Annotated in this window: 11 protein-coding genes; 2 read left to right on the forward strand and 9 right to left on the reverse strand. The window is 46.0% G+C overall.

The window, feature by feature from the left end; genetic code table 11:
• Window positions 1–81 precede the first annotated feature (81 nt).
• Window positions 82–462 (reverse strand): cbb3-type cytochrome c oxidase subunit I, encoded by a 381-nt coding sequence (locus LCM11_RS08795; protein ID WP_224894070.1) that lies wholly within the window; start codon window positions 460–462, stop codon window positions 82–84.
• A gap of 51 nt (window positions 463–513) precedes the next feature.
• Here LCM11_RS08795 and LCM11_RS08800 point away from each other — a divergent pair, with 51 nt between their 5' ends.
• Window positions 514–1,281: a DsbA family oxidoreductase gene (locus LCM11_RS08800; RefSeq protein ID WP_224893884.1), complete on the forward strand. Its 768-nt coding sequence runs from the start codon at window positions 514–516 to the stop codon at window positions 1,279–1,281.
• A gap of 100 nt (window positions 1,282–1,381) precedes the next feature.
• Here LCM11_RS08800 and LCM11_RS08805 read toward each other — a convergent pair whose 3' ends face one another.
• Complete coding sequence (locus LCM11_RS08805; RefSeq protein ID WP_224893885.1) at window positions 1,382–2,689, reverse strand: (Fe-S)-binding protein; 1,308 nt, start codon at window positions 2,687–2,689, stop codon at window positions 1,382–1,384.
• The gene (locus LCM11_RS08810) at window positions 2,682–4,085 is read right to left on the reverse strand and encodes an FAD-binding oxidoreductase (protein ID WP_224893886.1); all 1,404 of its coding nucleotides are present in this window, start codon (window positions 4,083–4,085) and stop codon (window positions 2,682–2,684) included. Before LCM11_RS08810 ends, LCM11_RS08805 begins: the two co-directional genes overlap by 8 nt.
• A gap of 293 nt (window positions 4,086–4,378) precedes the next feature.
• Between LCM11_RS08810 and LCM11_RS08815 the strand changes: the two genes are divergently transcribed.
• Complete coding sequence (locus LCM11_RS08815) at window positions 4,379–6,112, forward strand: M4 family metallopeptidase (RefSeq protein ID WP_224893887.1); 1,734 nt, start codon at window positions 4,379–4,381, stop codon at window positions 6,110–6,112.
• A 113-nt stretch (window positions 6,113–6,225) separates the two neighbouring features.
• Here LCM11_RS08815 and LCM11_RS08820 read toward each other — a convergent pair whose 3' ends face one another.
• The 6 genes from LCM11_RS08820 to LCM11_RS08845 are packed head-to-tail and all read right to left on the reverse strand — an operon-like array spanning window position 6,226 to window position 15,104.
• Entirely contained in the window at window positions 6,226–8,181 is a 1,956-nt protein-coding gene (locus LCM11_RS08820) for a beta-galactosidase (RefSeq protein ID WP_224893888.1), read from the reverse strand.
• Window positions 8,182–9,132 carry a DUF5107 domain-containing protein gene (locus LCM11_RS08825; RefSeq protein ID WP_224893889.1) on the reverse strand — a complete coding sequence of 317 codons (951 nt, stop codon included), beginning with the start codon at window positions 9,130–9,132 and terminating at the stop codon, window positions 8,182–8,184.
• A 15-nt stretch (window positions 9,133–9,147) separates the two neighbouring features.
• Window positions 9,148–10,659 (reverse strand): UDP-glucose--hexose-1-phosphate uridylyltransferase, encoded by a 1,512-nt coding sequence (gene galT, locus LCM11_RS08830; RefSeq protein WP_224893890.1) that lies wholly within the window; start codon window positions 10,657–10,659, stop codon window positions 9,148–9,150.
• A gap of 21 nt (window positions 10,660–10,680) precedes the next feature.
• Window positions 10,681–11,670, reverse strand: a complete 990-nt coding sequence (gene galE / locus LCM11_RS08835; protein WP_224893891.1) for a UDP-glucose 4-epimerase GalE — start codon at window positions 11,668–11,670, stop codon at window positions 10,681–10,683.
• The gene (locus LCM11_RS08840) at window positions 11,667–12,839 is read right to left on the reverse strand and encodes a galactokinase (protein WP_224893892.1); all 1,173 of its coding nucleotides are present in this window, start codon (window positions 12,837–12,839) and stop codon (window positions 11,667–11,669) included. The genes galE and LCM11_RS08840 overlap by 4 nt, the downstream gene beginning before the upstream one ends.
• Window positions 12,840–12,884: 45 nt before the next feature.
• The gene (locus LCM11_RS08845) at window positions 12,885–15,104 is read right to left on the reverse strand and encodes an alpha-galactosidase (protein ID WP_224893893.1); all 2,220 of its coding nucleotides are present in this window, start codon (window positions 15,102–15,104) and stop codon (window positions 12,885–12,887) included.
• Between the last annotated feature and the right edge of the window lie 24 nt (window positions 15,105–15,128).

Genomic DNA, 15,128 nt, shown 5'->3' on the forward strand with positions numbered 1-15,128 from the left:
TGTTGGATTATGTTATCATAATTATCTGAAAACTACAACGGATTATAATAGTCTACTCCTAAAGAAAAGAGGACACAGTTTTTAAACTGCGTCCTCTTCCTTCAGATGCATCCAGACATTCAGTGCGAACATCAAAATCCCAGTGGTGGTGAGCGTCGCTCCACCTGCAATAACGGCGGTCAGGGACTCCAGCTGAAAAGCAATCATTAGAAACAGCCCAGCCATCATGAGCGGCAAGCCGATATTATGAAGCCAGAAGTGAATTTTCCCTAACTTGGAAGCAGCAAGCTGTGGAAATAAGTGATATAAAATACCAGCGAGCGTTAAAGCCGTCCACCCTAATAAGTTGATATGAACATGAACGGGTGTTAAATCATAATTGTGCACGATGGACATGTAGTAACCCATTAAGGTACCGAGCACAAAATAAATCGTTGAGATTTTTATCAATGTTTTTCCGATTAGACTCACCCCCTACCTTCACTCTATGCACGTCCACATTCAATCAGAATAATGGATTTCACGGTTAGAGATCCGTACAATATAGATGTACACTATGGAAGAGGTGAAACAGGTATGAAAATTGAAATCTGGTCAGACTTTGTCTGTCCGTTCTGTTATATTGGAAAACGCCGGTTGGAACAGGCATTAGAGAATTTCCCTAATGAAGAAAAAGCAGAAGTTGTTTATAAAAGCTTTGAACTTGATCCTAATGCGGAGCGCAGCTCTAAACAGTCCATGCACGAAAAACTGGCAGCTAAGTATGGCCGGTCCCTGGAGGAAGCGAAAGAAATGACAAGGAATATGGAGGAGCAGGCATCCATGGTTGGCCTTGATTTCCGTTTCGACACCATGGTTCCAACGAACACGATGGATGCGCACCGGGTCGCCAAGTTCGCTGAAACAAAAGGATTGGATCAAGAGACAGCAGAAGTCCTCTTCCGTGCCGTATTTACCGATTCTAAAGATATTGGTGATCATGAAACCTTGATCGAACTGGCTCAGGAAGCAGGACTCGACCAAAGTGAAGTACGCCAGGTGCTCGAAAGCACCGACTATATGGAACTCGTTCGCACGGAAGAAACAGAAGCTCATCAGGTCGGTGTGCAAGGCGTGCCTTTCTTTGTGATCAACCGCAAATATGCCGTATCCGGCGCCCAGCCAATAGAAATATTCACGCAGGCACTGGAGAAAGCTTATTCAGAGGAGAAGCAGACTCCAGCTTTTGAAACATTCTCTGGACAAAACGGAGCAGCCTGCACAGATGACAGCTGCGAATAATAAAGAAAATAAGGAAATAAAATCCACCTCAGGTCATCCAGAATCTGGATGACCTGAGGTGGTAATTTTTTGAATTTTGTATTTCCGCCTTGCTGTTATATTATTTCCATGCCGGCTCGGGATTGGCTTCCATTAGTAAATCGACTAAGTGAATCGAATCGATTTGGTCACTCTTGCCTTCGCGTTCAACCCCGAGCTTCATCTGAAGCAGGCAGCCTGGATTGGACGTTACAATTCCATCCGGCTCCACACCGCAGACATCTTTCATTTTCACATCGAGAATATCCATGGAATCTTCGTAGTTCACAATGTTATAGATGCCTGCTGATCCGCAGCAGAAATTCGGACGCTCGAGTTCTTTCAGCTCAATTCCCGGGATATTGCGAATCAGCTGAATCGGAGCTTCCGTGACTCCCTGGACATTCGTCATGTGACAGGAAGGCTGATACGTAATCGTCCGGTTCACAGGCTGGTTGAAAACCAGCTCGTCCAACCCGGTCAGCACTTCGGAAATATCTTTTACTTTAGCCACAAACGCCAAAGCACGTTCATGCCACCGTGTTCCTTTTTCAAAAAGATGATGGTATTCGATCAGTCTCGCTCCGCAGCCGCCCGCATTATTAACGATGTAATCAAACTTCTCCTCTTCAAACGCTTCTATATTCTGCTTCGCAAGTTCGATTGACGTATCGATTTTCCCTGAGTGAGCGTGCAGCGCACCGCAACAGGTCTGCGCTTCTGGCAGCACGACTTCCGCCCCGCTTCGCAGCAGCAGTTCAATCGTTTTCTGATTCGATTCGTAAAACACACTATCCATTATGCAGCCCGGGAAGAAAGCAACCTTTGCGGTAGCTGGACGTTTGCGAATATACCTCTTCGCGCGCTGTTCTTTTCGCCGCTTTGGTGAAGGCAGATCAGGTAAGACTTTCTCAAATTGATCCAGGTGCAGCGGAGCGATTTTCGTTAATTGAAAAGTCTGTGCCACTTTCTGCAATCCTGACTTCTGATATAGCCAGGTGGCATGCCCGAGGGTGTTCATCCACTTGGAAGATGGGAAAAAGGAATCGTACAAGAAATCTTCCGTCACTCGCTGAGAGGTAGATTTCGCCTCGTATTCATCAATGACTCCCATCGCTCCTTCCAGGATTTCACCGTACTGCACATTGGTCGGACAAACGGTCGTGCAGGCCATACAACCCAGGCATTTCTCAATCGGCTCCTGCAAGTCTTCTACGCTTGCCTTTCCTTCCGCAACCATCTTCACTAGGTTGATACGGCCGCGAGGGGAGTGAGTTTCTCTTTCCATTGTTTCATACGTCGGACATGCCGGTAAGCAGTAGCCGCACTGCACACAGTCGAACGTCTTGTCGTAATTCAGCTTCTGGCTTAACGTCTGCAGATCACTCATTGCGAAGCACCAGCTTCTGCCCTTTTTCTGCGAAAATTTTGCCCGGGTTCATAATTCCATTGGGATCCCATGCTTCTTTAATGCGCTTCATCATATCAATTCCGATTTCGCCTACTTCCATTTCCATAAAGGGAGCTTTCATGGTGCCAATCCCGTGTTCACCGGAAAGGGTGCCGCCCAGTTCAACAGCCGCTTCAAACAACTCTTCCACCGCAAGTTCCGCTCTTTTCATTTCCTCCTGATCCCTCTTATCACAAAGGATGTTGGGATGCAGATTTCCATCCCCTGCATGGCCGAAAACGACGACTTCTACGTTGTGCTTTTCTTTGATCACCTGCAGACGGTCGATTAAATCCGGAATTTTACTACGTGGCACGGTGGCGTCCTCTGACACTTTCGTCGGTTTAATCTTAGCAATCGCCGGTGAAACCTGTTTTCTGGCATGCCAGATTTTTTCAGCTTCTTCGCTAGTCTCGGGTACGACTGTTCCACGGGCTCCAATGTTTTCCATGATTTCTTCTATTAATCGGCGTTCAATTTTCAATGTTTCCGGGTGGCCGTCAAGTTCAATAATGACAATCGCTGCCGCATCCACAGGCAGTCCCGCCGGCTGGAAGTTCTCCACGGCTTCTATACAGGCCTGATCCATGAACTCCATTTTGGAAGGAAGAATACCCGATGTTAAGGTTCTGGAAATGGCCTCAGCTGCTTTTCTCACTTCGTCAAAAGAGACCATCAACGTTTGGACTGCCGGAGGTTTAGGCAGCAGCTTCAGGGTCGCTTCTGTAATCACTCCAAGCGTGCCCTCAGAACCGACAATCAGCTTCGTCAGATCGTAACCGGTTACATTTTTGATTGTATTGCCGCCTGTTCGAATCAGTTCTCCCTCTGGTGTAATGACTTTTAAACCAATGACATGATCCTTCGTCACTCCATATTTCAACCCGCGCGGACCGCCTGAATTTTCCGCGAGATTCCCGCCGATAGTAGCCACATGGGCACTGCTCGGGTCAGGAGCATACATAAGTCCGTGCTTTTCTGCTTCTTTATTAATATTTCCGGTTAGTACACTCGGGGATACCGTTACCGTTAAATCATCAGGACTCATCTCAAGTCGCTCGGGCCACTGGGACATATCCAGCAAAATGCCTCCGTGTACAGGAAGAGGACCTCCGCTTAGACACGTCCCCTGTCCTCTGGGATAAACCGGTATGCGATATTCATTGGCTATCTTAAGTACTTCCATAACTTCCTCATTGCTTTTTGCCTGGACGACAGCTTCTGGAAGGTGCTCTCCAAAAGAAGCATCAAAACTATAACTATAGCGATCTGACAGGTCTGTCAAAACTTGTTTAGATGGAATAACCTGCTTGAGCAGCTCGATCCATTGTTCCACAAAACCTTCTCCTTTCTATGAAAATATGTCATTTTCAGATAATTATTTCTAGTAAAAAGTATAAAGGAATTTTCCATAAATTGATATACTCACAGCGCACATAATGGCTTGCTATAGAGGTCGCACTCCGTGTGGTAGACCGTACAGGCCGTAAGAAGCATGTAATTTGAATTATTTTATAGAAAAAATAGATATCACTTCCAAAAGTGTCCATTTACCCAAAGACCTGGGTATACCTTTCTGATATGATAGAAAATGTCAAATATTCAAAATATTCGATCAGGAGGGTTTTTATGAAAAAGAAAAGAAAAGTTTTTTCCGCAATGGCCCTATCCGTGGGGCTGCTGGCTGGTTCAGGTTTAGGAGCCGTCAATGTTGAAGCAACCGCAAACGTTCAGGCTAAAATCCAGGAGAGTAAACAATCCATGGGCAACCTGACCGCTCCATCTGAATCTAAAGCGTCTGATATTGTAAAGGCAGCCGTAAAAGGTCAGATTAACAGTAAGCTGTCAAACTCTCAGAAAAACAATGAAAGTTACGTAGATTACCGCGTGGTAGAAGAAGCGAAAGATTATAATGGGCAGGATCTAGTAAAGCTTCAGCAAACATATAAAGGTTACGATGTCTTCGGAAAAGTACTCGTCAGCCAGCTGGATCAAGGGGTTATCAAAAATGCGCTTGGAGATGTGGCCAAAAATTTAAACGGCAAGAAAGGCTTAAAGGAAAAGCAGAGAATTTCTAAGGAAGAGGCCGAAAGCTATGTGTCCGATACATATGGTTCAGATGTTGAGCTGCTTACAGACACAACAGTGGAGAAGGTCGTCTATGTAAATGAGAAGGATAAAGCTTCCTTTGGGTGGAAAGTAGATTTCTCAGTAGCTGCTCCTACTTTTGCCGAAGGATTCGTCATTCTTGATACGAAAAAAGGAGACACTCTTTTACATGCTGTGAAAGAAATGAACAAAGCGCTGTCTGATGAAACCATCCAATATGCGAAAGGCGGCAATGGCGGTAATGGAAATGGCGGGGGCAAACCGGGGTCCAGCTCGTCAGTAGTTGGTCCAGTTACAGGATCCGGCGTTGATAAAAATGGAAACTCCCGTACGTTCACAGCAAGCGAAATGTCTGATGGTACTTATGAATTAGCTGATTATACAAGAGGCCAGGGGATCCTGACTTATGATGCAGAGTACGCTGATTTAAATCGTGAATACCGCCTTTACCCTGGTGATCTATTATCCAGTACATCTACTACGTTTTCTGACGAAGAGGGTGTCAGTGCTCACTACCTGGCAACCTCTGTTTATGAGTACTACTTAAATGAATATAACCGTAATAGCTTTGATAATAACGGTCAACAAGTGAAATCGGTCGTACATGCGTGGGATTCAAGTTCAACCAATGATCCGGAAAATTGGTTCAATGCTGCAAGTGTTAACGACGGCGCCATGCTCATTTATGGAGATCCATTAGCAGGGGCTTATGATGTCGCGGGACACGAGTTTACTCATGCCATTACTTCCAGTGAGTCAGACCTCGTGTACAGCGGTGAATCAGGAGCCTTAAATGAATCCATTTCGGATATCTTTGGGGTAGCTATTGAAAAGAATGTGAACAACGGCTCCTTTAACTGGACGATCGGAGAACAATCCGGTGAAGTCTTCCGCAGCATGTCGGACCCTTCCTCCATTCAGTTCTCGTCTACTCTCGTGTATCCAGATGACTACAATAATTATCAGAACCTTTCTTACGACAATGGCGGTGTCCATTTCAATTCCAGCATCATTAATAAAGCTGCTTACCTTCTTGCAGCAGGTGGAAGTCATAATGGAGTAAGCGTACAAGGTATTGGAGAAGAGAAAGTATTTGATCTTTTCTATTATGCTAACGTTGACTTATTAACCGCCGATTCTACATTTGAAGATTTACGTAACGCTGTCGAAACCGTAGCAGTAGATCTATACGGCAGCAGTTCTTCTGAATTTCAGGCTGTAACCGCTGCGTTCGATGCCACATTAATTCCATAATCATCACTATAGAAAAGCACCAGCGCAACATTAGCGCTGGTGCTTTTCTACCATTTTGTTCCACCTCAGGTCATCCAGATTCTGGATGACCTGAGGTGGAACTTATTCCCTTTTCATGACTTTTTTATTATTTCGCTTGCGTAAGGCTGCAGCTGCCTGCCATCAAAGCTTTTCACATAGGGACTGTGGTTCATAACAAATAGATAGCTAGTACCATCCACTTCCCGTCGATACACCTCTACATCTTCAGGAGAATCAATATACTCAATCTGCCGTTCCTCCAGAATCTGCTCGGCCATCTGATCAAGAGGAGCTTCGTTTAATCCGCCGCCGATATAATAGACGCTTCCTTTACCTACTTCATTCTTCGTTACGGCAGCATAGTCTTCATAGAATTGGTCCTGATAATGGTAAAGTACCTCCGCTGTTTCCGCAACAAGCAGGTCTCTCCAAACAGACACCGTGCCACTCGTCTGCGCAAAGTCCCCTTCACCTCTTAGCTCCAAGGCATGCTCTTTCGTCAGGGATTCGATTTCTTCCACACGTACACCCGTAAGGTCGCGCACCAATCCCGGCAGCACTTCGCCAAGCCGCAGGTTGTTGTCTTTTCCTTTTAATCCAGTCCGGAAAGAGAACAGCACGGTACCTCCGCCAGACGCAAACGATCGCAGACGCTCTGCCAGCGATTCGTCCATCATCTGCATAACAGGTACCACGACTACCTTATACTGGGAAAAATCACGATCGGCAGGAATGACATCAATCGGAATATTCCGCTTGTAAAACGGACGGTACATTCGCAACAGCTCTTCGTTAAAGTCAAAATCTTTACTTTGAATCTGCGATCTCCACGACCAGATATTATCGTAATCATATAAAACCGCTGCTTCCGATTCAATTCGGGATTCCAGCACACGCTCATACTGCTGAATATCCGTAAATAACGATTGAACTTCTTTATACTTCCGGCCGTACACATTATCATGATCCACTACCCCGTAGCAGAATTGCTCGGCACCTTTGGTCATGCCGCGCCAGCGGAAGTAGAGCATGTTGTTACAGCCATGAGCAAACGCCTGGTACGACCACATCTTCGCCTGATCCGGCCTCGGAAGATAACCAATAACATCATGACCCTGCGCGCCCATCAGTTCTTCTACAATCCAGTAGTTCTGATCCTTGAGACCGCGGTTAAAGTCATGTGTCATCGCAATCGCTTCCGGCGGGACCGGTTTTTCCAATCCACCCCAGACTGGATAGTTGTCATACGATACATAATCCATCGGCTTCACATTTTCCGCATGGTCGAACCATTTGTCGAAAAATCCACCAGAAACGTTCGTTGTAATGTCCTGGTGACTGCCTTTTGCTTCCCTGACGATTTCCGTCATTTCATGAGTAAAGCTGTTCACCGAAAACGAACGAAAACGGGCCCATTCCAATTTCAGGCTTGGATTGTGCGTCGTCACAGTCGGCTTCGGTGCAGGAATTTCTGAGAAGTCATTGTACGTCTGCCCCCAGAAAATCGTGCCCCATTTCTCATTCAAAGCTTCGACAGATGAATATTTTTCTGCCAGGTACTGCTGGAACTTGCTGTGACACTGGTCACAGTAGCACATATCACTGCCTTCATGGCCGAATTCATTATCAACCTGCCAGGATATAATCGCTTCTTCGCTGCTGTAATGTTCAACCAGCTTACGCGTAATCCTCCCCGCATATTCCCGGTAAATATCCGAGTTAAAGCAATATTGACGGCGCCCGCCGAACACGCGGGTCTGTCCGTTCTCATCTACTGATAAAATAGAAGGTTCTTTATGAGCAAGCCATGCTGGAAAAGTAGCCGTTGGTGTACCGAACATCACGCTCAGTCCCTGCTCTTTCACTTTATCAAGGACATGGTCAAAATATGAAAAATCAAACTGCCCTTCTTCCGGCTCCATTAAATGCCAAGCAAACTCCCCGATCCTTACAATGTTCGCTCCAAGTTCTTTGATGCCCTGAAGATCTTCATCGATCATTTCTTTTGGCCAATGTTCTGGATAGTAATCTACACCTAAGTACGTCATTTATACCCCTCCAACTTCAAACGTTAGCGACCACGTGTAAGAGCCGCAAGCAGGAATCCGTGAAACCTTGTCGATTTTCTCAGCGAGATAAACGTCATCATAAACCCCTGTACACGGTTCAACGCCTACATTATATTCACCGCGGTAGCCTCCACGGGTCTTCCAGATCCCGAGATAAGGAACTTTCTCTTTCGGAAAGCGATACGTAAGTTTACGGCTGATATCTTCCTGAATGATGGAACACCAGCCTTCCTCCAGACGATCCGTAAAATAAAACTTCTCTACCGTACCATCCTCTTTTGGTTCAAGCTCAGCTAAATCAAGCGTTTCTCCTGTTTTCAGCGACTGTGTTTCCGGATATGAATGGGTCGTCCCCCACTCTCCTAAGTGCTGGGTCCCTTTTTCAACATTCATCACTTCATTTAAACCTTGCGGAACTTCCAATTTCGTTGAATCGTTTAAATTCCATAAGGCATGAGGCGTCCAAATAAAAGGGAACGGTTCACCGCTTTTATTCCAGGCTTCATATTCGATCTCGATGCTTGAACCTTTTAACGCTACTTTTTTACTTATTAAATAAGGAAATGTGGGACTTTCCACATTGAGAGAAATCCCTTCCTCTGTCTTTTCCCAGTTCCATGGCAGTGCCCAAACCTCCCCATGATCAGGGATCTCCTTCCAGTCTGCAGGGTGAGGACCTTGATCGATTCCTGGAAACATCTCATCAAACCCACTCGAATCATATTGTGAAAAGTCAGCTCCATACGGAGGCACCGTTAATGTTGAAGCTGACGTCTGAAACAGCCATTCATAGGCGGCTTCCTTATCAAAGAAACTGACCATTTTCCCGCCATAAGAAGGAAGAATGACACAGCGGATCTGCTCATTCTCAAGTACAACAGCTTCAAGTCCTTTAAAATTAATCGTCTCTATCACCGGCAGGTCAACCATGTTCCACTCTCCCTTCTACATAATTTGTTTAATAAACCGGGTGAAAGCCTCTTGGCCTGCTTGCGTCCGTTTAAAGACACCCGCATGTTCGAGCACCGTCGAAAAGCGTTTGCCGACTTCCTGTCTCAACCGCTCCTCAATGTCTTCGTTCTCTGCCAAGATCATTTGTTTCGCCCAGGAAGCGTGTTTAGCTGTCCGTTCATCCTGGAGTGCCTTCCCATCCAGCTCGTCCGTCTTCATATACTCCGCCAGCTGTTCCAATTCCTCAATCAACCGACCGGGTAAGACGGCAAGACCCATCACTTCGATTAAGCCTATATTTTCCTTTTTAATATGATGGACGTTTTCGTGCGGGTGAAAAATTCCCATTGGATGCTCATCACTGGTCCGGTTGTTCCGAAGCACCAGATCCATTTCAAACGCCCCGTTCCGGTAACGCGCAATCGGCGTGATCGTGTTATGCGGCTCCCCGTTGGTTTTTGCATAAACGTCTGCCTCTTCATCCGTATATCCGCGCCATGATGTAAGAATTTGATCCGCCACTGCAGACAGCCGCGAGCGATCCTCAGAACGGAGACGGATGACCGACATTGGCCAGCGGACAATCCCTGCTTTAATATCCTTGAATCCTTGAATGGTAAATTCCTGTTCAATCGGAGCCTGAGCCATAGGGAATTCATGATGGCCGCCCTGGAAGTGATCGTGGCTTAGAATCGAGCCGCCGACAATCGGAAGATCCGCATTCGAACCGATGAAATAATGAGGAAGCTGATCAGTGAAATCAAGCAGTCGGTCAAAGCTGTCCTTCGTGATACTCATCGGACGATGCTCCCGGGAGAAAACAATCGCGTGCTCATTGTAATAAACGTACGGAGAGTACTGCAGGAACCAGTGCTCCCCTTCAAGATCCATCGGAATCACACGGTGGTTATCACGCGCAGGGTGGTCCAGGCGCCCCGCATAACCGACATTTTCTTTACACAGCAGGCATTTCGGATAATTAGGTCCATCACCCTTATTCGCCCTTGCTGCTGCGATGGCTTTGGGATCCTTTTCGGGTTTGGAGAGGTTAATGGTAATTTCAAGATCTCCATATTCGGTCTCACTGTACCAGTGCTTATTTTTTTCAATTCGATTCGTACGGATGTAGTGACTATCCTTTGATAATTGGTAAAAATAATCAGTAGCCGCAACCGGTCCCCTTGCTTCAAACGTCTGGTAAAAGTTGCGAATGACTTCCGAAGGCTTCGGCATCAGCTGATCCATAATTTTCGGATCAAACAAATCCCTCTCTGTCGTCGTATTATCCTCCATCAATCCTTGTTCGACCGCATAATCCAGCATCCGGTCAAGAATCGGCACCGGCGTATCCGGCACCTCCTCTGCCTGAACAGGTTCAGGTGTCTTCCCATTCAGCTCGAATAAATGAAACAGGGCATTCCGTACGTAATCAACGTCCCAGACGGACACCATTTTTTTGTTGAGACCATATTGAATAAGCTGTTCGATGTCACGATAAATCGCCACTCTGTTCACCATCCCTTTTGTTTATTTTTCATAACCTTCCGGATGCTTCTGAAACCAGTCCCAGGCATTTTGAATCATCGTATCAAGATCCGCATGAGCAGGTTTCCAGCTGAGCTCTTTCATAGCTTTTTCAGAAGAAGCTACGAGCTGTGCCGGATCCCCTGCCCGTCTCGGAGCAACTTCAGCCGGAATCTCACACTGAGTCACCCGGCGGGCCGTATCAATAACTTCCTTCACACTGAATCCTTGTCCATTCCCGAGATTGTATACGGCACTCGTTCCATCTTTTTTCAACTTCTCAATGGCCAAGAGGTGAGCGTCTACCAGATCCGTAACATGAATATAATCACGGATACATGTACCATCTTCAGTCGGGTAATCATCGCCGAATATCATGATTTTATCCCGCTTGCCTTGAGCTACCTGGAGTACGATCGGGATGAGGTGCGTTTCCGGACGGTGGTCTTCACCGACTCTGCCTTCTGGATCCGCCCCTGCCACATTAAAGTAGCGGAGAACCACATGTTTGATACCATGAGCCTGTTCGGCCCAGTGAAGCATCTTCTCAATGGCCAGTTTTGTTTCTCCATACGGATTGGTTGGTGTAGTACGGTCATTCTCCTGAATCGGTACTTGATCAGGCTCACCGTAAACCGCTGCCGTAGATGAAAAGACGATTCGTTTTACCTCATGCTCCGCCATCGCTTTCAGTAAACTGATCGCACCGGAAACATTATTGTCATAGTATTTCAAAGGGTCTTCGACGCTTTCTCCAACTAGCGAATCCGCTGCAAAATGAATCACGGAATCGATCTCATTTTCAGCAAACACCTGCTTTAGAAAGGCCTCATCCCTTAAATCACCATTGTAAAAACGAGCCTCTTTAAAAATGGACGCCTGATGACCCTTCTGCAAATTATCCACGACCACTACTTCTTCCTCACGATCCAATAATTGAGCGACGGCATGACTTCCAATATAACCGGCGCCTCCACAAACGAGTACGGTCATTTATGAACCTCCTTTAATTTCTTGGCCCCATCACCAATTTCTACTTTATAAAAGTCAGCTTCAAGCCCTGTCTGTTCTAAATATTTACGGCCGACATTTTCCATAAAAGCTTCGACCTGGGTTCGATTCACAATACTTATTGTACAACCGCCAAATCCAGCGCCGGTCATTCTTGAACCCACGGCGCCTTCCTGCCAGGCTGCTTCCACGAGCGCATCCAGCTCTTCACCCGTTACTTCGTAATCATCGCGTAAGGAGACGTGCGATTCGTTCATCAACTGTCCAAATCCCTCAATATCTCCAGCGTTCAGCTTCTCCACCGCTTCCATCGTACGGCGATTTTCGTAAACGGCATGCTTGGCCCGTTTCTGGGCTAACGTATCTTCTATCAGATGCTTATGGTCTTCGAACTCTGCTTTGGTTAAATCACCTAAGCTATGAATCGATAGCTTCTGCTGCAGATCCTTCAGAGCTTCTTCGCACTGCTCTCTACGCTCATTGTATTTTGAGTCAGCGAGTCCGCGGCGTTTATTCGTATTCGCTATAATCAAAGCATGGTCCGTCAAATCAATAGGCGTATGTTGATACTCCAGCGAATCACAGTTTAATAAAATGGCATGATCTTTCTTTCCCATTCCAATAGCAAACTGATCCATGATGCCGCAGTTAACCCCGACAAACTCATTCTCTGCCTGCTGGGAAAGCTTAACCATTTCCACCGGATCAACCGAAAGTTGAAATAGTTCTTTTAAAACAACCGACGTGACCAGCTCAATGGAGGCGGACGAAGACAGTCCTGCTCCATTAGGAATATTCCCGTAAAAAGCAATGTCCATGCCTGAAGAAATCTCATACCCGGCAGTCCGAAAAGTCTCGATGACACCTTTCGGATAGTTGGCCCAGTCATCTTCATCTCTATAATTCAAATATTCTATATCTGTTTCAATAACTCCTAAGTCAGGAAAGTTCATAGAATACAACCTTATTTTTGTATCCTTTCTTTTATGTGCGGCTGCATAAGTTCCCACACTTAAAGCACAAGGGAAGACGTGTCCTCCATTATAATCCGTGTGTTCGCCAATCAAATTCACGCGTCCCGGTGCAAAAAATAAATCGACCGGTTCATCCTTTCCTAATTGTTCCTGAAATGCTTGCTTCAATTCTTTCATATCATCACCTCAATACTATATTGGTAAGTAGAAACGAAGGATTCCCTAGTACTCCTTCAGCAGGAAAATACGGGACTGGTAGTCTCCTCCACGTTCTGCCTGATGAGAATTGGCGCCATTAAATTCCTTGCCCAGAGGCAGGCCCCGATTCATCAATTCGTCTCCGTAGAACGAACGAGTAAACCCATCGATTTCATATCGTTTCTCAGGCTGCAATCCTTTAAGTTTCAAAGTCTGGTGGTGCCCCGGATTGGGCCGGTAATTCTCTTTGTACCAGCCGACAATCGCCTGCTTTCCATTTGCGCTGCACGCCATCCAGGCTGTTTCTTCTCCTTCAAAAGGGCTTTTCAGCCGATAGAACGTACCCTGGGAGATCAATTTCCTGACCTTCTTAAAAAATTCAACTTGCTGCTTTACGTCAGCCTTTTCCTCTTCACTCAGCTGGGAGGGGTCTAATTCGTAACCAAACGTCCCGAAGTACGCGACATCTCCTCTGAATTTGAGCGGTGTTTCCCGAAGCGTCTGATGGTTCGGAACAGCTGAAACGTGAGAACCGATCGTAGCGAGGGGATACCCCAGCGAAGTGCCATACTGAATTTTCAGCCGTTCAACAGCATCGGTATCGTCACTCGCCCACGCCTGCGGAGCATAGTACATCATTCCAAGATCAAACCGGCCGCCTCCGCCTGCACAGGATTCAAATAATACATTCGGATACCGAGTAGTTAGACGCTCATATAAGTCGTAAACCCCAAGGATGTAACGATGATAAAATTCTCCCTGGTTCCGGAGGTGCTGAGAGAAAGGCTCCGTAATATTACGGTTCATATCCCACTTAATATAATCCAGATCTGCTTCTTCAATTAAAAGGCTCATTCTCTCGTATAAATAATCAACGACCTCAGGATTGGAGAAATCAAGAACCATCTGATTCCTCCCAAGAGTCTGCGGGCGACCAGGTGAACCAATCACCCAATCCGGACGATCTTTCATTAATTCACTCTTAGGACTAATCATTTCCGGTTCAAACCATAATCCAAACTGCAGACCTTTCTGTTTCACCATACGGGAAAGCGAACCAATTCCATTCGGCAATTTCCTCTTATCGACAAACCAGTCTCCTAGAGAACTTGTATCATCATCCCGCTTTCCGAACCATCCGTCATCCAGAACAAACAGCTCTATGCCTAAATTTGCAGCTTCCGTCGTAAACGCATCGAGCTTTTCCTCATTAAAATCAAAATAAGTAGCTTCCCAATTATTAATAAGAATAGGACGCTCTTTTTTCATCCATTCAGGAGAAATTAGATGGCTGCGCTGCCAATTGTGCAGCGCCTGGCTCATGCCATTTAATCCTTTATCTGAAAATGACAGCACCGCTTCAGGACTTTGGAGGCTTTCCCCTTTTTCAAGCGTCCATTGAAATGACTCCGGATGAATTCCCATGGATAAGCGCGTTTGGTTGAAGGGATCCACCTCTGCCTGCGCAAGAAAATTTCCACTGTAGATAAACTGGAGACCGATGGCTTCTCCCTGATGTTCTGTGGCGGCGGGTCTTTTCAACATGAGATAAGGATTATGCAGGTGTGAGCTTGCACCTCTGTTACTGGAGATCGATTGAATTCCCTGCTCCAGCTTTCGCTTTTTAACATGACGCTCTCGTGCCCATGCTCCAGAAAGATGCATCAGATCATAATCGGCATCCGGAAGATCCAGGGTGAGTGACATCAGACGCTTAATTTCAAGCGTTGACTCAAAACCATTTTTAATCCTGTGACTTCGGGTTAAAATTGGCAGGTTCTCAAATATAGTATAGAACAGGCGAATTTCTGCTCCGGTTACCTGATCCACTAATCGGACAGTCAGTGTCTCTGCTTCTGTTTCCTGAGCAAAGGAAAAGGGAAGACCTTCCATCTTCGGCTTCCCTTTTTCTATTTCATATCCCTGAAAGGAAAAATCAGATACCTGGATTTGTTGATCGTCTTCAAGTTGAAGAGCGGCCTCCCTGAAATCTCCTTTTCCATAAAGGGGGAATTCCTGTTTCACGGTTTCCAATGAAAAATCAGCATCACCCTCGAATGTATGAGTGGTGTACGGAACGATATTTTCATAGGTTTGAAAATGTGTGAAGTCCTCGCGATCCGTCAGCGCCTGGCCATAATACAGATGACCTAACTGCCCATTTTTCATCACATGAAAGATGTAACTGATTTGACCATTTGTAAGATGAAATTGCTGTCTTTCTTCATTAATATATATTGCCACAACGACACCACCTGTCTATTCGTT

This window comes from Halobacillus halophilus, assembly GCF_020171985.1.
Lineage (GTDB): Bacteria > Bacillota > Bacilli > Bacillales > Halobacillaceae > Halobacillus > Halobacillus halophilus_A.

What these genes read in the sequence shown, in the direction of transcription:
- LCM11_RS08815 (WP_224893887.1), top strand. Translation starts at nt 4,379, where the DNA reads ATGAAAAAGAAAAGAAAAGTTTTTTCCGCAATGGCCCTATCCGTGGGG.
- LCM11_RS08800 (WP_224893884.1), top strand. Translation starts at nt 514, where the DNA reads ATGGATTTCACGGTTAGAGATCCGTACAATATAGATGTACACTATGGA.
- galE (WP_224893891.1), bottom strand. Translation starts at nt 11,670, where the DNA reads ATGACCGTACTCGTTTGTGGAGGCGCCGGTTATATTGGAAGTCATGCC.
- LCM11_RS08820 (WP_224893888.1), bottom strand. Translation starts at nt 8,181, where the DNA reads ATGACGTACTTAGGTGTAGATTACTATCCAGAACATTGGCCAAAAGAA.
- LCM11_RS08805 (WP_224893885.1), bottom strand. Translation starts at nt 2,689, where the DNA reads ATGAGTGATCTGCAGACGTTAAGCCAGAAGCTGAATTACGACAAGACG.
- LCM11_RS08840 (WP_224893892.1), bottom strand. Translation starts at nt 12,839, where the DNA reads ATGAAAGAATTGAAGCAAGCATTTCAGGAACAATTAGGAAAGGATGAA.
- LCM11_RS08825 (WP_224893889.1), bottom strand. Translation starts at nt 9,132, where the DNA reads ATGGTTGACCTGCCGGTGATAGAGACGATTAATTTTAAAGGACTTGAA.